Source organism: Sphingomonas brevis (genome assembly GCF_023516505.1).
In the GTDB taxonomy this organism is placed as follows: Bacteria; Pseudomonadota; Alphaproteobacteria; order Sphingomonadales; family Sphingomonadaceae; genus Sphingomicrobium; species Sphingomicrobium breve.
Window position 1 is genome coordinate 1,929,248 of sequence record NZ_JAMGBB010000001.1, and the last position, 20,520, is coordinate 1,949,767.

19 protein-coding genes are annotated in these 20,520 nt (G+C 63.7%); 9 read left to right on the plus strand and 10 right to left on the minus strand.

Going from position 1 to position 20,520, the window contains the following annotated elements:
- Nucleotides 1–189: 189 nt before the first annotated feature.
- From LZ518_RS13630 to LZ518_RS09965, 4 genes are read right to left on the minus strand one after another with little or no spacing between them, the layout of a single operon-like run.
- Complete coding sequence (locus tag LZ518_RS13630; protein WP_489146321.1) at nt 190–531, minus strand: DUF968 domain-containing protein; 342 nt, start codon at nt 529–531, stop codon at nt 190–192.
- Nucleotides 524–1,240 (minus strand): ERF family protein, encoded by a 717-nt coding sequence (locus LZ518_RS09955; RefSeq protein WP_249915837.1) that lies wholly within the window; start codon nt 1,238–1,240, stop codon nt 524–526. Before LZ518_RS09955 ends, LZ518_RS13630 begins: the two co-directional genes overlap by 8 nt.
- Nucleotides 1,237–2,124, minus strand: a complete 888-nt coding sequence (locus LZ518_RS09960) for a YqaJ viral recombinase family protein (RefSeq protein ID WP_249915838.1) — start codon at nt 2,122–2,124, stop codon at nt 1,237–1,239. The genes LZ518_RS09955 and LZ518_RS09960 overlap by 4 nt, the downstream gene beginning before the upstream one ends.
- Entirely contained in the window at nt 2,108–2,302 is a 195-nt protein-coding gene (locus LZ518_RS09965; RefSeq protein WP_249915839.1) for a hypothetical protein, read from the minus strand. Before LZ518_RS09965 ends, LZ518_RS09960 begins: the two co-directional genes overlap by 17 nt.
- Before the next feature lie 87 nt (nt 2,303–2,389).
- On the opposite strand from LZ518_RS09965, the gene LZ518_RS09970 reads away from it, so the two are divergent.
- A complete protein-coding gene (locus LZ518_RS09970) occupies nt 2,390–2,953 on the plus strand; it encodes a hypothetical protein (RefSeq protein WP_249915840.1) in 564 nt (187 codons plus the stop codon).
- A gap of 13 nt (nt 2,954–2,966) precedes the next feature.
- On the opposite strand, the gene LZ518_RS09975 is transcribed toward LZ518_RS09970, so the two are convergent.
- Nucleotides 2,967–3,593: a hypothetical protein gene (locus tag LZ518_RS09975; protein ID WP_249915841.1), complete on the minus strand. Its 627-nt coding sequence runs from the start codon at nt 3,591–3,593 to the stop codon at nt 2,967–2,969.
- 367 nt (nt 3,594–3,960) lie between these two features.
- Between LZ518_RS09975 and LZ518_RS09980 the strand changes: the two genes are divergently transcribed.
- From LZ518_RS09980 to LZ518_RS09995, 4 genes are all read left to right on the plus strand, one after another.
- Entirely contained in the window at nt 3,961–4,869 is a 909-nt protein-coding gene (locus LZ518_RS09980) for a sulfite exporter TauE/SafE family protein (RefSeq protein WP_249915842.1), read from the plus strand.
- Nucleotides 4,870–4,907: 38 nt separating this feature from the next.
- Nucleotides 4,908–5,624, plus strand: coding sequence for a TIGR02186 family protein (locus tag LZ518_RS09985; RefSeq protein WP_249916549.1), 717 nt, complete (start codon nt 4,908–4,910; stop codon nt 5,622–5,624).
- A 67-nt stretch (nt 5,625–5,691) separates the two neighbouring features.
- Nucleotides 5,692–7,374 (plus strand): ATP-binding protein, encoded by a 1,683-nt coding sequence (locus LZ518_RS09990; RefSeq protein ID WP_249915843.1) that lies wholly within the window; start codon nt 5,692–5,694, stop codon nt 7,372–7,374.
- A 103-nt stretch (nt 7,375–7,477) separates the two neighbouring features.
- Complete coding sequence (locus LZ518_RS09995; protein ID WP_249915844.1) at nt 7,478–9,373, plus strand: S1 family serine peptidase; 1,896 nt, start codon at nt 7,478–7,480, stop codon at nt 9,371–9,373.
- A 9-nt stretch (nt 9,374–9,382) separates the two neighbouring features.
- Here the strand turns inward: LZ518_RS09995 and LZ518_RS10000 are convergent, their stop codons facing one another.
- Genes LZ518_RS10000 through LZ518_RS10010 form a run of 3 tightly spaced genes read right to left on the minus strand, consistent with a single transcriptional unit; the run spans nt 9,383 to nt 13,121 of the window.
- Nucleotides 9,383–9,631: a hypothetical protein gene (locus tag LZ518_RS10000; RefSeq protein ID WP_249915845.1), complete on the minus strand. Its 249-nt coding sequence runs from the start codon at nt 9,629–9,631 to the stop codon at nt 9,383–9,385.
- A 40-nt stretch (nt 9,632–9,671) separates the two neighbouring features.
- A complete protein-coding gene (locus LZ518_RS10005; RefSeq protein ID WP_249915846.1) occupies nt 9,672–11,606 on the minus strand; it encodes a TIR domain-containing protein in 1,935 nt (644 codons plus the stop codon).
- Nucleotides 11,607–11,651: 45 nt separating this feature from the next.
- Nucleotides 11,652–13,121, minus strand: a complete 1,470-nt coding sequence (locus tag LZ518_RS10010; protein WP_249916550.1) for a M23 family metallopeptidase — start codon at nt 13,119–13,121, stop codon at nt 11,652–11,654.
- Nucleotides 13,122–13,260: 139 nt separating this feature from the next.
- Here LZ518_RS10010 and LZ518_RS10015 point away from each other — a divergent pair, with 139 nt between their 5' ends.
- The 4 genes from LZ518_RS10015 to LZ518_RS10030 all read left to right on the plus strand — a co-directional run bounded on the left by LZ518_RS10015 (nt 13,261) and on the right by LZ518_RS10030 (nt 17,632).
- Nucleotides 13,261–15,783, plus strand: a complete 2,523-nt coding sequence (locus LZ518_RS10015) for a helicase-related protein (protein WP_249915847.1) — start codon at nt 13,261–13,263, stop codon at nt 15,781–15,783.
- Nucleotides 15,784–16,041 carry an RNA-binding S4 domain-containing protein gene (locus tag LZ518_RS10020; protein WP_249915848.1) on the plus strand — a complete coding sequence of 86 codons (258 nt, stop codon included), beginning with the start codon at nt 15,784–15,786 and terminating at the stop codon, nt 16,039–16,041.
- A gap of 52 nt (nt 16,042–16,093) precedes the next feature.
- On the plus strand, nt 16,094–16,435 hold the full coding sequence (gene fdxA, locus LZ518_RS10025) for a ferredoxin FdxA (protein WP_249915849.1): 342 nt from the start codon (nt 16,094–16,096) through the stop codon (nt 16,433–16,435).
- A 105-nt stretch (nt 16,436–16,540) separates the two neighbouring features.
- On the plus strand, nt 16,541–17,632 hold the full coding sequence (locus LZ518_RS10030; RefSeq protein ID WP_249915850.1) for an MlaA family lipoprotein: 1,092 nt from the start codon (nt 16,541–16,543) through the stop codon (nt 17,630–17,632).
- Here LZ518_RS10030 and cysN read toward each other — a convergent pair.
- Complete coding sequence (cysN, locus tag LZ518_RS10035) at nt 17,610–19,541, minus strand: sulfate adenylyltransferase subunit CysN (protein WP_249915851.1); 1,932 nt, start codon at nt 19,539–19,541, stop codon at nt 17,610–17,612. The genes LZ518_RS10030 and cysN overlap by 23 nt on opposite strands.
- Nucleotides 19,541–20,479 carry a sulfate adenylyltransferase subunit CysD gene (gene cysD / locus LZ518_RS10040; protein ID WP_283938185.1) on the minus strand — a complete coding sequence of 313 codons (939 nt, stop codon included), beginning with the start codon at nt 20,477–20,479 and terminating at the stop codon, nt 19,541–19,543. Before cysD ends, cysN begins: the two co-directional genes overlap by 1 nt.
- Nucleotides 20,480–20,520 lie beyond the last annotated feature (41 nt).

Here is a 20,520-nt window from a genome sequence, read left to right on the forward strand (position 1 = left end):
TATGACAGCCCCCTGTCTTACCCGACGCGATTCGCCTGTCTCCGCCCCAGATGCTGGACGTTAGCCAGATTTCTAGGGTGTGCCAGCGCCAGGTTGCCGGACATCGTTCAGGATTTCCGCAAAGCGGGTCGGCCAAGCGCTTGTCTGATGCCCATCGACGACGCGGTGATCATTAGGTCTGTTCACAGATTAGCGATCTGCCAGGACTCGTGCGTGCGGCGACCGGCGAGCGAACAGCAGCGCCAGATCTGCCAAACTCAGGCCATACCTCCTCTCAAACCTCCGTTCCCCGAGCCGGTGCTGCTCTGCGTGGTGGTAGGCGCAAAGACTGATGCACCATCGGTCGGAGGGCTTGAGCGCCGTTCCGCCATCGGCCCCGTTGCGGACGTGGGCGCATTCGATCGGCAGGCGCTTGCAGCCGGGCACCGAGCAGCGATGCCTGCGGACCCAGGCGCGGTGGGCCGGGCAGCAGCGTGACGGCTGGCGGAATTTCTCGCGTCGCAGTCGGTCGGGAAGTCGCAGGTCAGGCATCGACCGTCTCCAGCGGCCTTGCCTTCTTCGCCCTAATTTTCGTCTTGGCCGCCGGCCTCGGTCTGGCCAGTTCCTGCCCGCGTAGCGTGAACCCTTCGCCGATCCTGGCGTAAAGCTCGGGCCGCTCGCGTTTCAGCGCGACCAATGAACTTCCATGACGCGTCCGCACCCGGTCGAGCGCCGGGCAACTCTCGCAAGCCTTGATCATGTCGAGGATGCCCTCGCTCCAGGCCTGCCAACCCTCGACCGGCTCGACCTCGCGGACCTTGAGCCGGTGGCCGGATGCCTCGGGATCGTCATTGGCGACGGGGATGCAAAATGTCTGCAGCATGGCACCTTTGTAGGCCGAGGACATCGCCTTGGCGGTGCCCTTGTCGCTGGCATCGAGCGCCTCGCCCCAACCTTGCACGGTGTGCGAGCTGCCGTCGCGCGCGCTCACGACGTCGAACGCGGCCAGCAGGCTGACGCTGGTGAGCAGGCCGTCCTGCTCGCCGACACATTGGTTTGTTCGATGTTTCAGCACCCGCGGCAGCACGCACAGCCGGTGTTTTGCAAGCAGCGGCCCAAGCCGGTTCAGAACATCGTCGATTGAGCGATACTGGTACTGGTCACGAACATTGGTGTGGGTCTTGGCGATGCCGTCACGCGCGAACGCCGCGGTGATGGCGTTGATCGCTCGGTAGACGTGAGGGCAGGCAGGCGAGGTCATGCGCCAATCTCCCGGATGCTGAGCGCGCCGGCCTTGCTGCGCTTGGCCTCGATGCCATGGCCAAACGCCCGGGCCACGTCCGGCTCGACCAAGCCCTTCAGGCTGCTGCAGGCAGCGGCGTGGAGTTTGGCCGCCTCGCGGTGGGCCAGCCAATCTGCGGCAGCGGCTGCCCAGGCGTTGCTTCCCTCGAGGCAGACCTCGCGCACCCCGACTGGCTTGGGTGGCGCCGGCGGCACTGCCGGGACCGGCCGGCGGCCGGTCTCGACGCAGTCCCAGAACTCGGCCTCGGCCTGCAAGAGCTCGATCTGGTAGATCCAGTCGGAGGCCACCTCGAACAGCTCATACTTGTGGTTGCCGAAGATCACCGAAAGGACCGCCCGCTCGACCCTGGCGACGGCCATGTTGTGCTGCAGCTGAGGCATGTAGCGCTCAAGCACCTCTTCATTCTTGGCAAAGGCATTGGTGTGCTTGGCCTCGAAGATGCAGTCAGTTTCAACGATGTAGCCGTCGAGCGTGCAGCGGCGCCACTCGTTGGTTGGGCAGGTCAGGGCCAACGACAGCCGGTCGACCTTCCGGCCGCTGAGCTTCTCATACCATTGCCGGTTGAACTCCTCGGTCCAGCAGCCGAGCATCACCGCGAACTTGTCGCCGAGGTCGGCCGACTCAACTTCGCCGCGCTTCTCGCGCCACAAGCCCAAGATCCTGTCCGCATCGCCCGACAGGATGACGTTGGCATCGCTGCCCCCGATCCCTTTGATCCGCTCGGATCGCTCACGCTCGCCGAGTCCAAGCTCGCCGAGCACCGGCCAGGGAAGCAGGCGGATCGCTTCGCGTTCCCTGTTCCCGCCGGCAAACAGCGCCGGCCTGTCAACGATTTCGCCCATCGTCCTCTCCTTCATCCTGCACTGCGAGCGCACCCAGCAGCGAAATTGCCAGGCCGAGCCGCCGTAGCCGCGCGACCACCGGCAGCAGCCCCTTCACTCCCGCTCGACCAAGCTCGCGCACGGCAAGGCCGATGCTGCTCTCGGCGAGGTCGGCGAGGCGGTCGAGTCGGCAGTCCATAAGGGTGGACCATTGCTCTGTTGGCGGCGGATTTGGAGAAAAAAATGAAGCGAGTTATTGTGTATTTAGAAGGGGTTAGAACACATCGTGACGACAAGCGGAACGTCCTACGACCAGCTCACCATGGCCGAGCTCGACGAGCGCATCGGTGCTGGCGAGATCACGTTAGGCGACCTTCCGAAGCACCTCATCTCGGCGTGGGCGGCATGGGAGCCGGACCCGGTACCGCTGACGAGTTTTGTCCTGTCCGACGCCGCCCATCGCGAAGCCTTCCTCTACGAATATTGCGCCCAGGGTGAGCCCTCGCTGTTCACCGCCGTGGCGCATATCTGGGACTCGCTGGCCGAGCCGCGCGAGCTGCGATGCACCCTGAAAGGCGCGGCCTGTGGCTCGGGCGGAAAGGGCAAGGTGGCCCTCGTGCTGATGCTCAGGCAGTTTCTCGACCAGTTCCTGGAAGCGGGTGGGCCGATGCCGCGTGCAAAGGATGGCCAAAGCATCGGGGAGCACCACCAGCTGGCCATGGCCCACTTCGACAACATGGCCGCCGAGGAAGCGGCGCTGGTCAAATATTACGCGGCGGTGCTGGATGGGGCGGCGGGATTGGTCGCAATTAAATCAGGCAGTCCCGGCGCTCCCAGCCGAAGGAGGTAGCTATTTGTGTGGATTAATCACACGAGCGCGGAATGAGATGCCGCCGCTCTGCCTCCACAATGTCGATCCATTCGGCAGTAATAATCGGTTGGTGTTGCTCGCTCGCTTGCAGGCGTGGCTCACTGCTCAGGCGGCTGCGGAGGAAGTCGCGCTCCCTCAGAAGGCGATCGGCGGTCACCTGCCGCATGCGATGAGGCTTCCCGTTTTCAAACTGCTGCACCAGCTGCTTCCAGCGGGCAAACCGGTTTTCGCGCGCCCGCACCTCGCGGCTGACATACTGGCTTCTAAACCCCAGCCGGTGGCAATCCCCGCATGCCCACCAGCCCCTATAGAACAGGGTAATGAGCTGGCGCTCACATTTGGGGCAAATCAGCAGGTGACGGTTCGGGTTGGCATGAAGCGGTGCAGGGATAAATTTGAGCAGGGCAGCGCCGGCATGCGACGGGAAATATTCCGCAAACAGATCGTACATCGCAATCAAGCGATTGCCGTCCTCGATTTCTACCAACAGCCAGCCCTTCGGATTCCCGTTTTGATTGGTGAACTCGCACACCGGCCGCTCTCGCTCCATGGCCGCTGCAGCCTTGACGATATCCAGCCGCGGGTAGGCCTCTCGATACAGCGGCGGGTTTGCAGGCATATTGAGTTTCTTTTTTTATAATCCTGAAGTTTTGGTGTAATTGATCGAAAATCTCGGAAAAAAGCCAAAAATGTTGAGAGACATGCACAAGGCCTTCAAATTTCTAACGCCTGATTCGAAGTTTGAGTAGCTAAACAGCCAATTCGCCCCCGGCTGCAATCATTGTTCGCCACCAATCAACCTTGGAATTCCGCGCAGTGAAGGAGTGGCGATCCCCCACATTGTTTGATTGGGAACTCAGGCGCGGACGATGGCAGCAGCACTGGCCGCGGATAATTGCCGACAAGAATGGCTGCCCCCTGCTTCAAGCGCGTTCGGTGCCTTGGTTTTGACGCCCTTTTGGGGCTAGCGTGCCGCCAGAGCACGCATGGACATTTACCTTCCCATTGCCGGCATGTCGGTCAACGCGGTGCTGATCATCGCGCTGGGCGGGCTGGTTGGGGTATTGTCGGGAATGTTCGGGGTAGGCGGCGGCTTCCTGACTACTCCCCTGCTGATCTTCTACGGAATCCCGCCGACGGTGGCGGTTGCCTCCGCGACCACCCAGATAACCGGCGCATCGGTTTCGGGGGCTTTTGCCCATATGCGGCGCGGCGGGGTCGACCTGAAAATGGGCGCGGTGATGACCGCCGGCGGAGCATTGGGCAGCCTGGTCGGCGCGGGCCTGTTCCGGCTGCTGCAGAACACCGGACAAATCGACCTGGTGATCGGCTTTCTCTACGTCGTCCTGCTGGGCGGGATCGGCGGCCTGATGCTGAAGGATGCGATGGTCGCGCTTGGCTGGATCGCGCTGGACGAGCCCGAGGAGCGGCCGCGCCACAATCGCTGGGTCGCAAGCCTGCCGCTGCGGTGGCGCTTTTACGCCTCCGGCCTTTACCTGTCGCCGATCGCGCCGCTCGCGCTTGGATTCGTAGCCGGCATAATGACTGTCCTGCTGGGCATCGGCGGCGGCTTCATCATGGTCCCCGCCATGATCTATCTTTTGGGCATGGCGCCGCGCGTCGTGGTCGGCACCAGCCTTATGATGATCCTGGCGATCAGCGCGGTCACGACCATGATCCACGCAACCACTACCCAGGCAGTCGACATCGTGCTGGCCGGGCTGCTGCTGATCGGTGGCGTGGTCGGCGCTCAATATGGCGCGATTCTGACGACCCGCTTGAAGCCCGACCTGCTTCGGTTCGCGCTGGCCGGGATTATCCTCGCCGTCGCGCTACGCATGCTGCTCGGGCTTACCTGGCGGCCAGACGAGATTTTCACGATAGCCTATCTGTGAGGCGCGCAATCATCCTTCTCGGCCTGACGCCGATCCTTATGGCGCAAGCCGAGCCGCGGCTGGTGCCCGACATCAGCGCGCGGTCGATCGAGATCCGCTACAGCTTCTCTGGCGCGCAGCTGCTGCTGTTCGGAGCGATCCTCTATCCGGGCGGCCGCACGCCGAGCAAGCCAGCGGACGTCATTGTCGTGCTTAAGGGACCGGTCGAACCGATCCTGGTCCGCGAAAAGCAGAAGATTGCCGGGATCTGGATGAACGCGGATTCCAATCGCTTCCGCTCGGCGCCGAGCTTTTATGCGGTCGCCTCGTCGGCGCCGGTCCGGCAATTGGTCGATGAGCGGACCGCGGCAATATATGAGCTTGGCCTTCAGGATCTTCAGCTTTCACCTGGCGGCGGGGCGTTACCCGAAAAAGAGAGACGGTTCGAAGCCGGGCTGCTCGACTTGAGAGAACGTGAGGGACTTTACGCCGAGCATCCCCACGGCGTCGAAATAAGCCAGGGCGTCCTTTATCGCGCCCGCATCACGATCCCCAGCCAAGTGCCGGTCGGCGACTATACCGCCGAAACCTTCCTCGTCGCCGACGGCAAGGTTATCGCCGCCGCCACGAGGGAAATCCAGATTGGCAAATCGGGATTTGAGCGGTTCGTTGCACTCGCCGCGCGTCAGCACGGCTTCCTCTACGGCCTCGCCTCGGTAATTTTGTCATTGGGCCTGGGCTGGGCGGCCGCATTGGCGTTCCGCCGCCGCTTCTAAAGCGTATTTTAACCCGTCTCGGCTAATCCCGCTTCAACCGTAATTCTCAAGTGGGGTACGCGCGTCGATGACCGAGCAACCGAGCCTGAAGCAGTTCCTCGACGAACTGAGCAACTACAGCGACACGGATGAGGCCTCGTCGGCCTCTGCCGGGCAGGCGTCCGTTCCGCCGATCGGGCGGGTTCTGGAAATTGCCGGCTCCGGCTCGCGGGTTTGGATGGACTTCGAGCGGCTGCAGATGTTGCTGAAACATGCCGACCCGTCGGTCGCCATGTCGGGGCAGGTCGGCAGCCAGGTCAAAATGATGGTCGCCAACAGCTGGCTGATCGCCAATGTCCGCACCCTGCAGACCGGCAATGACGGCAAGATCATCGGCCAGATCGACTTCCTTGGCGAAGGCCAGGCCGTTTCGGGCGGACGGATGTCGAACTTCCGCCGCGGCGTCACCCGTTACCCGATTCCAGGTTGCGAAGTGCTGCCGGTCACGACCGAGGACATGCGCGCGATTTTCGCCGCGGCCGACGATCCGCACGTTGAGATCGGCACCGTCTATCCGACCGACGATATCCGCGGGACGCTCTACATCGACCCGATGCTGTCGAAGCATTTCGCGGTGCTGGGATCGACCGGTACCGGTAAGTCGACCTCGGTTGCGCTGATCCTGCATCGAATTTCGCAATATTCGCCCGAAGGTCACATCGTGATGATCGACCCTCACGGCGAATATTCGGCCGCCTTCAAGAGCTGCGGCGAGCTGTTCAACGTCGACAATTTGCAGCTGCCCTATTGGCTGATGAATTTCGAGGAACATTGCGAAGTGTTCCTGACCACGGACGGATCCGAGCGTCAGCGCGACGCCGACATCCTCGCCAAGTGCATTCTCGCCGCCCGGACCAAGTCAAAGGCCAGCGAGCAATATGGCAAGGTAACGGTGGATTCGCCGATCCCCTATCTGCTTACCGACCTAACCTCGATCCTGGTCGCGGAAATGGGCAAGCTCGACCGAGCCGGCGACACGACTCCCTATCAGCGCCTCAAGAACAAGCTCGACGAGCTTCGTGCCGACCCGCGCTACACCTTCATGTTCTCCGGGATGCTGGTCAGCGATTCCATGGGCAGCTTCATCGCCAAGCTGTTTCGCCTGCCGAGCCATGGCCGGCCGATCTCGATCGTCGACGTGTCGGGCGTCCCGTCCGAAGTCACCTCGGTGGTGGTCTCCGTGCTCGCCCGAATGGTGTTCGACTATGCCATCTGGTCGCGGACCGAAGCGCAGCGCCCGATCCTGCTGGTGTGCGAAGAGGCGCATCGCTACGTGCCAAAGGACGAAAGCTCGGGCGGCCAGGCGGTTCGCAAGATCCTCGAGCGTATCGCCAAGGAAGGCCGTAAATATGGCGTGTCTTTGGGCTTGATCACGCAGCGTCCGTCGGACCTTGCCGAAGGCGTCCTGTCGCAGTGCGGCACGATCATCTCGATGCGTCTGAACAACGACCGCGACCAGGCCTGCGTGCGGGCGGCAATGCCGGAAGGCGCGCGCGGCTTCCTCGATGCCATTCCGGCGCTCCGCAACCGCGAATGCATTGTCTGCGGCGAAGGTGTCGCCATCCCGATCCGCGTCCGTTTCGATGACCTTGAGCCGGAAAAGCGCCCGGCGTCGTCGGACCCGAGCTTCGCCACCTCATGGCGCGAGCATGGCGACGAGGAAGGCATCATCCAGCGCACCGTCAAACGCTGGCGCGGCCACGGAAAATAAGGTGCGAGGGTGGTCCTCCGGACTGGCCGACTCCCTACTCAATCATTGACCCGGTAACAGCCTTGGCCCCATGCTCCCGCCTTCGGGTTGGGGGGTATGGCCAATGGGCATTTCCGGCCGATTCAAGCTGGGTGCGCTAGGCGCCGTGCTGATGTCGTCGGCCGCGGCCGCCCAGCAGCCTGTGGCCGCGCCTTCTCCGGTTCGGCCCGCTACCGTCAATTTGCGGCTGAGCCCGGACCTTGGCGATGCGCTGCCCGAAGTTCGTGCCGCGTTGCTGGGCTTGCCCTCGCTGCGCATCGCTGAACCATCCGACTATGAGATCACCACCAAGAAGGACTTCCCGTTAACGCTGATCGCCGTCGACGCCCAACAGCCGAAGAGCGACTGGGCAAATGACTTCAAGGCCGATCCGGTTCGGCCGGCGCCGCGAAAGGTCGAGCTTGGCAATCTCGACCTGAACGATTTTTCGGGCCGCCTCCGCCTGTTGATCGATCGACGTGACCGGGCAAACCAGTTGCAGGCATTCGGATTCGCCCGGGCAATCGTCTCGCACGCAGAGCTCGACACCTGTATTGATGCGGCGACGGGCTCCGAACCTCAGTTGATCTGCCGACCACGGCCTGCCCCGCTCGGCCCCAAAGGGGAACCACAGGTTCAGTTGCTGGATGGCAGGGACTCCATGGTGGCGAGCGTTCGAAACCGATCCCGCGAGCCGCTCTATTTTGCGTTATTGGCCGTCAATCCCGCGTCCGGGATAAGCCGCATCAGCTTTGATGGGGCCGATCGAGGGCCATTGGCGCCAGGCGCGTCGGCAGGCACCCAGACACTGTACAGCTTCAGCCAATCATCCGGCTTCGTGCAGCTGCTGACCATAACCTCCAGCCAGCCGATCGACACCGCCGCGATCGAACAATTGCCGTTTGACGATCCCGATTGGGACAAATGCCTGGGCGAAGCTTCGGGCTGTTCCCGGGCGTCCGTGACCATTCCGGCCGATTGGGCCATCTCCCTCACCGAATATTTTTACATGGCGCCGACGCGCCTCGGAATCGGCGGCGGCTATGACGTCACCGAAGGGATGGCGCCCTGGATGGTGGAAATCTATTCGACCGTGCCCTTTAAGCCGGACGAGATAGCAGCGGATGCGCTGCTGCCTGACTCCGACAAGGACAAGAAGCATCTCGCGCAGCGCAGCCAGCGGGAGCGAGACCACCGCTGCGGCGGAACTCTGATTGGCCCTAGGCTTGTGCTGACCGCCGCGCATTGCGTCGCAAGCGCCCCGTTCGCCGGCGCCGACTACGCCAAGGTGCTTTCCGATCGCCGCGTCCGGGTGGGCACCAAGCGGCTTGGCCGGGGCGGATCGACATTGGCCATCGACGGTGTCGCCGTGCCGGCGAGCTATACGGCCGGCAAGCAGGATGATGACATTGCACTGCTGCTGCTACGGTCGGACCGCGACACCAGTAGATATGACGAAGCGGGTGCCCGACTCGGCGAGAAGCCGATCGCCGCCGGGACCAACGTCACCGCCTTTGGCTGGGGCTATACCGGCACGGTTGCGCCCGGTGCCGATCCGCTGTTCAACATCGCGGACGAATTGCAGCGTAATCCCGACCAGCTGCAATATGGCCAGTTGGCAGTGCTTAACTGGAATGCCTGCAAGCGCCGGCTCAAGGCCAAGTTGGGGACGGGCATGGTATGCCTCGTCGCGCCGGGCGCGGACCGGGGAGCGACCCCGGACAAGAATGTGTTCAGCTGCCGCGGCGATAGCGGAGGGCCGCTGGTGCGAAAGGTTGGCGATGTCGAGGAATTGATCGGAGTGACCAGCTGGTCGCTCGGTTGCGGCTACAAGGATATTCCGTCGGTCTATACCGACGTCACGAAATACCGCCGCTGGATCGCCGCCGCCATGCAGCAAATCAGGCCAGGGCAAGCGCTGCGGGTGGATGAAAAAGCGGCGCCCTCCCGCCAGGAAGGACGCCGCCAGTCGACTCAGTGACGAATCAGATCAATGGTCGGTCGAACCTTGCTCGGTGGCATTGGCATCGGCCGCATTGGCGTCTGTCGTGGCGTTGGCGTCGGTAGCTTCGGTAGCATTCGCGTCAGTCGCGGTCACTTCCGTGGCGTTGGCATCCATCGCCTCATTCGCCATCGGCTCCTCGGCGACAGTCTCATTGGCTGCCGTTTCGGTCTTGTTGCACGCTGCGATCGACATGCTGATCGCGATCATTGCCACGCCCGTCAGATACTTGCGCATAGTCCCCTCCCTGTTGTGGGGTTCATCCCCTGACCATTCCCTAGACGAAATGAAGTTGCCTTAGAAGCGATTTGAATCGTTCGTCGCCATGCAAAGACAGAAGGAAGGGATCGCTGGCCAGATAGACCAGGCCCGAGTCTCCCACGCTTAGCGCATGCATGAGCACATCCAGCGCCTCGGAACGCTTGCCCCACTGCGCCAAAATCTGCGCTTGCTGGTAAAGGCCGTTGTCGCCCTCCTCACGGCGGAGCAATTCAAGCTCCCGCGCGGCAACAGCCATATCCTTGCGCCGAATTGCGACAATTGCCCGCCCCGGAATTGCCAGTAGCGCAACGCCTTCGGCTCCAAACTCGCGGGCGGCATTGTCGATCTGCCCCAGCATCAACTGGGCATTGCCGATGTCGCCGTGGACTCCGCCCAGCTTGGGATTGAGCTCGAGCGCGCGACGGGCAGCGACAATTGCGCCCGTATAATCGCCGGAAGCGAAGCGTATGCGTCCCTGTGTCTTGAACAGGCTGGGATTGAGCGGGTCCAGCGCCTGCGCCCGTTCGATCGCCGCGGTAGCCTGGTCGAACTGGCGACGGCGAGCGCGATAGAGCGCGCACAAGCTCTGCACCTCGGCGCTTCCTCCGCCAAGTTCGAGTGCCCGACGATAGGGACCGTCGGCCGCGCCAATATCCAGCATCCCGTAAAAGAGGGCGTAGCCGAGCGCCGCATGTCCTTCGGGAAATTGGCCGGCATTGGCGATCGCCAGCCGGGCCTCGTCGACCGCTTGACCGTAAAGCCGCCGGCGTTCGCCTGCCTGGGCGTATTGGTTGGCGATTACCGCCAGCGCCCGTGAGCGGGCGGCATGGGCAGCTGCATAGTCCGGGTCATGCCCGATGGCGTTGGTGAATTCGCCGAGTGCGGCACGGTCGCTGGCTTCGTCGCGCTGGGAATCGAACAATTCCTTGCCGCGGAGATAGGAATCGAACGCCGCGACGCTTGTTGTGCCGCCGCTTCGCTCGGTCGGTTCCTTGCCGGCGCTGCCTAACTGGGCCGCAAGCGCCGACCCGACCGCGTCTGCCACTTCTGACTGGAGGTCGAGCAAATTGGCCATCGGCCGATCGAATGTCCGGGACCATTTGCTGAACCCTGACTTGCCGTCGATAAGCTCGACACCGATCCGTAATTGCCCGCCCGCGGCGCGGATGTTGCCGTCGAGCACATTGGCAACCCTCAGCTTGCGAGCGATCGCCGGAGCATTTTCATCACGGTCCCGAAAAGCATTGGAAGATGCCTGGCCGACGACGCTGAGCAGCGAGTTTCGAGAAAGCCTGGACCGAAGCTCGGCGGCCAAGCCGTCCGATAGATATTGCTGGCGAGGATCGCCGCTCAAATTCTCGAACGGCAGGACGGCTATGCTGTTGGCATCCGCCTTGCCTGGCGCGATCAGGGTGCGCCAGGCGGCAAAGCCGCCCCCGACCACCGCCACGGCTGCACCAGCGGCCAGCGCCGATCGACGGTTGATTCGTGGCAGGCGGCTGACTGGGCCGACCTCAACCGGATCCCGGCCCATGATGTCGGTAATCGCCCGGAGCGCGCGTTGCATGGCGGGATTGCCGGCCTTGGGCCCGCCGCGCGAAATGTCGATGCACTGGAACTGGCGAAATCCCAGTGGAGGCTCGCACCCGTCGAGCGATAGCGGGACAAGCCGGTGACGGTCCCGGGCCCAGCTGGCCTCATCCTGCACCCATGCAGATTCGACCGATTGCCTGGACCAAAGGACAACCACGGCACGGGCACCTTCAAGCGCCTTGCTGATCAGGGTTCCGAACCGTTCTCCGCCGGGGATCAGGCCGTCCCACCAGACATGGAAGCCCGCGCGATCGAGCAAGTCGATAATTGCCGTGGCGGCCCGTTCGTCAGAGCGACAGTAGCTGACGAAGACATAGTCCTCCCCAGGTCCGGCTCCTTCGATGGCGTGCGGATCCATGCCGAATGTGCCCCCCACCCCGCGCACCGACGGAGCAGCGCAATCCTAAGCGCCGTGGTTCGGCTTGTCATCCTTGGGTGCGGCGGGGTTACCGATGGCCATCAGTTGAGCGAGGCGCGCCTTGAACCGGCCCAGTTCCTCGCCCGCCAGCAACGCCTGGCTGGCGAAGCGGACACTCAGCGGATTGACCGCCACCCCGTTGCGGTAAACTTCATAGTGGAGGTGAGCTCCGGTCGACAGGCCGCTGGTGCCGACATAACCGAGCAGTTGGCCCTGACGAACGAAGCTGCCGGGCGCGACCACGATCCGGCTCATATGGCTGTAGCTGCTGCCCATGCCGCCGGCATGAGCCAGCCGGACCTGCTCGCCATAGCCGCCCGCCCAGCCGGCACGGCTGACCTGCCCGTCTGCGGCCGCGACGATCGGCGCTCCATAATGGGCGCCGAAGTCGATGCCCTTATGCATCCGGGCGAAATGCAGGATCGGATGGAAGCGAATGCCAAAGCCCGAGGTGATTGGCGCCGACACCGGCCAGGCCATGGTCGCAACCTGGCGGCCCGCGCCATTGGTGTCGATCCAGTCGGTCCGGCCGCCGATCGCCCACTTCATCAATCTTACCGGCTGTGCCCCGGCGCGATCAATTCCGGCGTAAAGCAGCGGACCTTCCTGGCTCTCGCCGGTCGAGGCGCGACGGTTGGCAATGACCAGATCGAATTGATCGTTGGGCCCGACCTGGCTCCCGACGTCGATTTGTGTGGCAAGCGCGCGAAGATAGTCGCCGGCGGCTTGCGGCGAGACGCCGGATGCGCGGAGCGCCCAGTAGAGGCCGTCGCCGACCCGCCCGCGAATACGCAAGGGGGTATTGTCCACCGCGATGCGGCCGGTCGACAACTGCAGGCCGTCCGTGCCGGCGGTCAGTGCGACATTCAGGTCAAGGCCGGCGCGAAAGGCGATGCGCTCGATCGGCCGCACGCCGCTCGGCGAGCGGCGCCCCAAGGTTAGAGCAATACTGGTTCCTGGGGCGACTCCCGCCGGAAGAGCTTCGGAAATCAATTTGGCGGCAGTGCCGGCATCGGCGAAGGACGCGCCCGATCGGCGCAGCAGGGCGGCAATATTGTCACCGGCGCCGAGGCGCGCGAACAAATCGATCGACGGCCGCTCAGGCGCCTGGGCGAGAGGCTCGACCAGCGCGCTGGACGCCATGCGTCCACCAGTGCCGGAACCGGACCCGAGCGGAGCGATCGCCATTTCCCGAAATTGCTCCGCTTCCGTCGCTTCAATCCGATCGCCCAACCCGGCAGGCAGCGGCTCGAACGGATTTGGCGCGATGAGGGCAAGCGCGGCACAAAGCAGGCTCAGGGTCGCGACGCCACGCCACCAACGCAGTGACATGGGCTCGTCGGCGAGATCGACGATCAGGTCGATGTCGCGCCAGCTTTTCCGGCGCCTCCCGAAGACAGGAGCAGGGCCGTTGACGACCGCAAAGGCCGCTTCATTCCGCCACTGTGCACGCATATCGAGCAAGTCCGCCCCCCGCTCAGGGTTTCTTGCCGTCCGTCATGGTTAAAAGAGGTTAAGGTCCAATAAACGGCGCCGGACGCAACTGGCCGAAATGCCGCTTGCGCTTCCGAGCCGAAGTGCCAAATTGCAGTGCATGGCAGCGCGCGGTGACGGCCTAGTCCGGGCCATTCTTGGTCCCACCAACACCGGCAAGACTTACTTGGCGATCGAGCGGATGTGCGCCCATTCGTCCGGGGTCATCGGCTTCCCGCTGCGTCTCCTGGCCCGCGAAGTCTACGACCGCGTTATCCAGATCAAAGGCGCCAATCAGGTCGCGCTGATCACCGGCGAAGAGCGGATCGTCCCCCAGGGTGCGCGCTACTTCCTCTGCACGGCGGAAAGCATGCCGGTTCAGGGAGACAGGGGCGACGATCCCGATTCCGGGCGGGACTTCGCCTTCGCCGCGATCGATGAAGCTCAGCTCGGGATCGATCCCGAGCGCGGTCATGTGTTCACCGACCGGATGCTGCGCGCCAGGGGTCGCGAGGAGACGCTGATTCTTGGCTCCGACACGTTGAAGCCGCTTATTCGGAAACTGCTGCCCGAAGCCGAGATCGTCAGCCGGCCGCGCTTCTCGACCTTGCGTTACGCGGGGGCAGCCAAGCTGTCGCGCCTGCCGCCGAGATCCGCCGTGGTCGCCTTCTCCGCCGAGCAAGTCTATGCGCTGGCCGAGATGTTGCGTCGCTTCAAAGGCGGCGCGGCCGTGGTGATGGGCGCCCTCTCGCCTGCCACTCGCAATGCCCAGGTTGCCATGTTCCAGCGTGGCGAGGTCGACTATCTCGTCGCCACCGATGCGATCGGCATGGGCCTCAATATGGATGTGTCCCACGTCGCCTTCGCCGGACTGGAAAAGTTCGACGGTCGCCGCGATCGCCGACTGACCATCGCCGAAATGGCTCAGATCGCCGGACGCGCCGGACGCCACCAGCGCGACGGCAGCTTTGGAACGCTCGGCTTGGGCGGTGAAACTGCACCCGAGTTCAGCGAGGAAGAGGTCAATGCGATCGAGGAGCATCGCTTTCGCCCGCTCGACCATCTTTACTGGCGCAGCGCCGAGCTCGACTACACCAGCGTGACCGAGCTGATCTCCAGCCTCGAGGTGCGGAGCGACGATCCGCTCCTCCGGCCTGCGCCGCTGGCGATCGACCTTGCCGTGCTGAAGTTGCTGGCCGAGGACCCGTCAATCGCCGCGACCAAGGGCGGCAAGGCGCGCAAGCTGTGGGCCGTGTGCGGCCTGCCGGATTTCCGCAAGGTCGGTCCGATGCACCACGCACGGATGATCCGCCGGCTATTTTCCTATGTCGGCGAAGGCGGGCACATCCCGCACGAATGGTTTGCCGCCGAAGTCGCCCGGCTCGACAATGTTGCCGGCGATATCGAAGCGCTGGCCGATCGGCTCGCCGGCATTCGCAGCTGGGCCTACATCGCCCAGCGCTCCGACTGGCTCGCCGATCCTGCCAAATGGGCCGAGCGGACTCGCGCGGTCGAGGCGCGCCTGAGTGACGCGCTGCACGAACGTCTGACCCAGCGGTTCGTCGACCGGCGCACCGCGGTGCTGGTCCGCGACATCGGTGCCAGAGGCGCCGACGCCCTGCCAGTGACCGTCGCGGCAGACGGCGAGGTCAGCGTCGGGCCGGAGCCAATCGGCCATCTCGCCGGATTTGAGTTCCGGGTCGATCCGACTGCGCGCCTGGCAGACAAGAGATTGCTGCTGGCCGCAGCCGAACGGCGCCTGGGCGAGGAGCTGGACCGCCGTGCCGCGAAACTCTGCGAAGCCCCGGACGTCGACTTCCAGCTGGTCGAGGAAGGCGGATCCGGGCTGGCCATCGGTTGGGAAGGCCATATCCTGGCGCGCCTTGCTCCTGGCCGGTCTCTGCTTGAGCCGGCAGTTCGAACCGCGCGGGCGCTCGACCGGCTGTCGGCGGAGCGTCGCACCAAGCTGCGTGGCAGGCTGGAGCGGTGGATAGAGAGCCAGGTGAGCCGGCATCTCCCGGCGCTGAAGGCGTTGGCGAATTCGGCCGCGGACCGCGGGGCCAGTCCAGGCATTCGTGCCTTGTCGGCGATGCTGGTCGACGCGGGCGGGCATCTGCCACGCCGCTCGATCGCATCCCAATTGGCTCAACTGGACAAGGCGGATCGCCATTCGCTGCATCGGCTCAGAGTGCGGCTTGGAGCGCTCGACGTCTATGTCCAGTCGTTGCTGAAGCCCGCCGCTCAGCAGTGGCGCGGAGCATTGTTGGCGGTCCGTTCCGGCCAGCCAATGCCGCGCCTGCCGCAGCCCTCGGCGGCGACTCTCGATGGCAGCGCGGACCCGCGCGGCGCGGCGCTCGCATTCCGCCGCATCGGCAATGACTGGCTGAGGATCGACCTGGCCGACCGGCTGGCCAGCCACGCCCATCAGGTCCGCCAGCACGGCGGCGAAGACCCGGTCGACCGGGCGTTCGCCACCAGCCTCGGCCTCGACGAGGCGACCATCCGTCATTTGATGGCAGAGATCGGCTTCGTCCCGTCAGGCGAAGCCTGGGCCTGGCGTGGCCATCGCCGACCACGGCAACGGACTACTCCGCAGCCGCGCCCGGGCAGCGCCTTCGCCGCGCTGGCCGGCCTCAAGCGGTAGGTGCGGCTCGACCGCTATCTGTTTTTCATCCGGCTGCTGAAGAGCCGCACATTGGCGCAGGCACTGATCGGGGAAGGTCATGTCCGTGTCGACGGCAAACGGGTCGGCAAGGTTTCCGAGGACATCCGCATCGGCCAGGTCATCGCACTGCCCTTGCACGGTCAGGTTCACATCATCCGCGTCACCGGCCTGCCCACCCGGCGAGGCCCGCCGCCGGAAGCCCGGCGTCATTATGAGGAGATTGAAGCCGAGCGTTGACTGGGGCACCGTCGCAACCTAGCGACTGCAGTGGAAAAGGGAGCTTGTTAACATGACTTACGTCGTCACCGACGCATGCATCCGCTGCAAGTATATGGACTGCGTCGAAGTGTGTCCGGTCGACTGTTTCTACGAGGGCGAGAATATGCTCGCCATCAATCCCAACGAATGCATCGACTGCGGTGTATGCGAGCCTGAATGCCCGGCGGAGGCGATCCTGCCCGACACGGAGGGCGGCCTCGAGAAGTGGCTCGAGCTCAATTCGACATTCTCGGCGCAATGGCCCAACGTCACACGAAAGAATGAGCAGACCCCCGCCGATGCCGATGAGCACAAGGGCGAAGAGGGCAAGTACGACAAATATTTCTCGCCGGAGCCCGGCAAGGGCGACTGAATATAGCTCTCATCGCAGCCGCGCCTGCGCTTCCCGAATTATTGTATTGAGTTAATAATTCTGGTGCAAAAAGGGGAGGGCTCACCGGGCACGAAGGATAAATGAATGAGCGTGACGGCACTGACTACTGCAATAGCGGTGGCGGCTACGCCTTTACCCGGCGGCGAAGCGCCGGCGCCAAACGCTGCATTCAGCTTCGCATTGACCGCGTTGGATCAGGCCCCGATCAAGGTCGAACCCGCCGCCGGATCGATTGAAGTACCGCCGCCGATCGTACCGGCCAATTCGACGGAACCGTCACCGTCCAACCAAGCCGCGCAAGCGGCGGAGCCTGAAACCGGCGCACCGGCGTTACCTGCCCAACCCGAATCTCGGGCCCTTCCATCCGCCATGGGCCAGACGGACATCGTGGTTACCGGCCGGCGCCCCAGTCCGGACGATCCGCTCGAAGAGCTTAACGCCACGTCGTTCGAGGTTACTCAATCGGTCGACAAGGCTATCGTCGCGCCCATTGCGTTCGTCTATGTCGACGTCATGCCGCGCCCGATCCGTATGGGCCTGCGCAACTTCCTCCGGAACCTAGGCGAACCGGTCGTCTTCCTGAACTATTTGCTGCAACTGAAGCCGGGCAAGGCAGCGGAAACGGTCGGACGTTTCGTCATCAACACTGCGGTCGGGGCCGCCGGAATCGTCGATGTCGCCAAGCGCAAGCCGTTCAACCTGCCGCATCGCCGTAACGGCTTCGCCAATACGCTTGGCTATTATGGCGTTCCGCAGGGACCCTATTTCTATCTGCCGGTTATCGGCCCGACGACCCTGCGCGATTTCATCGGCAACCGGCTGGATGTCTTGGTATTTCCGCTGGCCTTTGGAAAGCAGTTCAGCCGACCGGAAGTCATCGTGCCGATTGCGACGCTCAACGAACTCAACAGCCGCATCGAATATGACGACGAGGTGCAACAGATTAGAGCGGCGGGGGATCCCTATGTGGCCTCACGCTCCTATTATCTCAGAAAGCGGCAGGCCGAAATCGAGGCACTTCACGGCCGCGGAAATGGCAAGGTTCCCGTGATCCTACCCCCTTCGGAACCGAAGCAGCCAGCGCCCGTTCCGGCGGCGCCGGATTCCGAGCAAGGTCCGTCGTCCGGCGCGGAGCCTGTCAGCCCCGCGACACCTAGCGCCGCTCGAACTCCGTGATCGCGGCGACGATTTCCTCGGCGGCCTGTTCGGCGCTGAGCTTGGTCGTATCAATCCACAGTTCGGGATTTTCAGGCGCTTCATACGGGCTGTCGATGCCAGTAAAATTGGGCAGTTCACCGGCCCGGGCTTTTGCATAGAGTCCCTTGACGTCGCGCTTCTCGGCCTCGTCGAGCGGCGTGTCGACGAACACCTCGATAAATTCGCCGTCACCCATCATCCGCCGGACCATGTCGCGCTCCGCCCTGAACGGCGAAATGAAGGCAGTCAGCACGATCAGGCCGGCATCGGCCATCAGCTTCGCCACCTCGCCGACGCGGCGAATATTCTCGATCCGGTCGGCCTCGGTGAAGCCCAAATCCTTGTTGAGGCCATGGCGGACGTTGTCGCCGTCGAGCAGGAAGGTATGGCGACCCATTGCCGCCAGCTTCTTCTCGACCAGATTGGCGATGGTCGACTTGCCGGCTCCGCTAAGCCCGGTGAACCATAGCACCGCCGGCTTTTGGCCCTTCAGCTTGGCGTGGGTTTCGCGGCTGACATCGAGAGCTTGCCAATGGACGTTCTCGGCCCGGCGAAGCGCGAAGTGCAGCATGCCCGCTGCCACGGTGGCGTTGGTCAGCTTGTCGATCAGGATGAAGCCGCCAAGTACCCGGTTGGGCGGCCCGACATGGTCATCCCGATAGGGTTCGAACACCAGGGGCCGATCAGTCGTCAGCTCCGCGACACCGATCGCGTTCAGCTCAAGCGTCTTTGCCGCCAATTCCTCGAGCGAGTTGACATTGACCTGGTGCTTGGGGTGGGCGACCGTCGCGGTCACCGTCTGGGTGCCGAGCTTCAGCCAATAACCGCGCCCCGGAGTCATGGCTTCGTCAGCCATCCAGACGATCGTCGCCTCGAACTGGTCGGCGGCATGGGGCGGGTCCTTGGCCGTGGCAATGACGTCCCCCCGCGAGCAATCGACTTCCTCGGCGAAGGTCAGCGTGACCGATTGCCCCGCGATTGCCCGGGGAAGATCGCCGTCCATGGTCACGATCCGCGCCACCCTGGTTGTGCGCCCGGAAGGGAGGATGCGCACTTCATCGCCTGCCGCGATGGCGCCGCCGGCGACCAGTCCGGCAAAGCCGCGGAAATGCTGATCGGGCCGGCTGACCCATTGCACCGGCATGCGGAACGGCTTGGCTTCCTGCGCCGCGCTGTCGACCGGCACCGCTTCCAGATGATCCAGCAACGCCGGGCCGTCATACCAGCTCGTTGCTTCGCCCCGCTTCGCGACATTGTCGCCGGTAAGGCCGGACACCGGAATGGCGATCCAGTCGTCGATGCCGATCACATCGGCGAAGGCGCGATAGCCGGCGACGATGGCATCGAAGGCTGCCTGGTCGAAATCGACCAGGTCCATCTTGGTCACGGCGAGGACCATGCGCCGAATTCCGACCAGGTTACACAAAATCGAATGCCGGCGAGTCTGCTCCAGCACCCCCTTGCGGGCATCGACCAACAAGAGGGCGAGATCGGCGGTCGAGGCGCCGGTGACCATGTTGCGGGTATATTGTTCATGGCCCGGCGTGTCGGCGACGATGAACTTGCGCTTCGAGGTGGCGAAGAAACGGTAGGCGACGTCGATGGTGATGCCTTGCTCGCGCTCGGCGGTAAGTCCGTCGACCAGCAGCGCGAAATCGATGTTTGCGCCCTGGGTTCCTACGCGCTTGCTGTCGGCCTCCAGCGCCGCCATCTGGTCATCGAAAATCTGCCTGGTTTCGTACAGCAACCGGCCAATCAGGGTGGATTTGCCGTCATCGACGCTGCCGCAGGTGATGAACCGCAACATTTCCTTCGACGTCTGCTTGGCGAGGTAAGCACTGATATCCGAAGCGATCAGGTCGCGCTCTTCGGCGTGGGGCAGGGCCATCAGAAATAGCCCTCTTGCTTCTTCTTCTCCATCGATCCTTCGCCGGCATCGCGGTCGATGATCCGCCCCTGCCGCTCGCTGGTGGTGGCGAGCAGCATTTCCTGCACCACCTGCTCGATGGTGTCGGCGTCGCTCTCGATCGCGCCCGACAGCGGGTAGCAGCCAAGCGTTCGGAAGCGGACCGAGCGGGTCTCGACCTGTTCGCCATCATTCAGCCGGAAGCGATCGTCGTCGACCATGATCAGCAGCCCGTCGCGCTCCACCACCGGCCGCGGCGCGGCAAGATAGAGCGGCACGATCTCGATCCGCTCACGCAGTATGTAGGTCCAGATGTCGAGCTCGGTCCAGTTGGAGAGCGGAAAGACCCGCATCGATTCCCCGGCATTCTTGCGGACATTGTAGAGCGACCAAAGCTCCGGCCGCTGCTTCTTGGGATCCCACCGGTGGGTGGCGGTGCGGAAGGAGAAGATCCGCTCCTTGGCCCGGCTTTTCTCCTCGTCGCGGCGGGCGCCGCCGAACGCGGCGTCGAAGCCAAATTTGTCGAGCGCCTGGCGCAGGCCCTCGGTCTTCCACAGGTCGGTGTGGAGCGGGCCATGATCGAACGGATTGATGCCTTGGCGCTCGGCCTCGGGGTTTTTGTAGACGAGAAGATCGATCCCCTCCTCCGCCCCGACCTTGTCGCGTAGCGCATACATGTCGCGGAACTTCCAGGTCGTATCGACATGGAGCAGCGGGAAGGGCAGCGGCGCCGGATAAAAGGCCTTGCGGGCGAGGTGCAGCATCACCGCGCTGTCCTTGCCGATCGAATAGAGCATTACCGGGCGCGCGGCCTCGGCCACGGTTTCGCGCATGATGTGGATGCTCTCGGCCTCCAGCCGGTCGAGATGGGTCAGGCCACTCATCGACTGCCACCAAGCCGCACCGCACGCAAAGGTCAAGCCGTTGAACAGCCGAGGAGGTTCATCCTGCCGCAATCCGG

Coding starts and splice junctions, on each gene's coding strand:
- LZ518_RS13630 (WP_489146321.1), bottom strand. CDS start 531: ATGCCTGACCTGCGACTTCCCGACCGACTGCGACGCGAGAAATTCCGC.
- LZ518_RS09955 (WP_249915837.1), bottom strand. CDS start 1,240: ATGACCTCGCCTGCCTGCCCTCACGTCTACCGAGCGATCAACGCCATC.
- LZ518_RS09960 (WP_249915838.1), bottom strand. CDS start 2,124: ATGGGCGAAATCGTTGACAGGCCGGCGCTGTTTGCCGGCGGGAACAGG.
- LZ518_RS09965 (WP_249915839.1), bottom strand. CDS start 2,302: ATGGACTGCCGACTCGACCGCCTCGCCGACCTCGCCGAGAGCAGCATC.
- LZ518_RS09975 (WP_249915841.1), bottom strand. CDS start 3,593: ATGCCTGCAAACCCGCCGCTGTATCGAGAGGCCTACCCGCGGCTGGAT.
- LZ518_RS09980 (WP_249915842.1), top strand. CDS start 3,961: ATGGACATTTACCTTCCCATTGCCGGCATGTCGGTCAACGCGGTGCTG.
- LZ518_RS09985 (WP_249916549.1), top strand. CDS start 4,908: ATGGCGCAAGCCGAGCCGCGGCTGGTGCCCGACATCAGCGCGCGGTCG.
- LZ518_RS09990 (WP_249915843.1), top strand. CDS start 5,692: ATGACCGAGCAACCGAGCCTGAAGCAGTTCCTCGACGAACTGAGCAAC.
- LZ518_RS09995 (WP_249915844.1), top strand. CDS start 7,478: ATGGGCATTTCCGGCCGATTCAAGCTGGGTGCGCTAGGCGCCGTGCTG.
- LZ518_RS10000 (WP_249915845.1), bottom strand. CDS start 9,631: ATGCGCAAGTATCTGACGGGCGTGGCAATGATCGCGATCAGCATGTCG.
- LZ518_RS10005 (WP_249915846.1), bottom strand. CDS start 11,606: ATGGATCCGCACGCCATCGAAGGAGCCGGACCTGGGGAGGACTATGTC.
- LZ518_RS10010 (WP_249916550.1), bottom strand. CDS start 13,121: ATGCGTGCACAGTGGCGGAATGAAGCGGCCTTTGCGGTCGTCAACGGC.
- LZ518_RS10015 (WP_249915847.1), top strand. CDS start 13,261: ATGGCAGCGCGCGGTGACGGCCTAGTCCGGGCCATTCTTGGTCCCACC.
- fdxA (WP_249915849.1), top strand. CDS start 16,094: ATGACTTACGTCGTCACCGACGCATGCATCCGCTGCAAGTATATGGAC.
- LZ518_RS10030 (WP_249915850.1), top strand. CDS start 16,541: ATGAGCGTGACGGCACTGACTACTGCAATAGCGGTGGCGGCTACGCCT.
- cysN (WP_249915851.1), bottom strand. CDS start 19,541: ATGGCCCTGCCCCACGCCGAAGAGCGCGACCTGATCGCTTCGGATATC.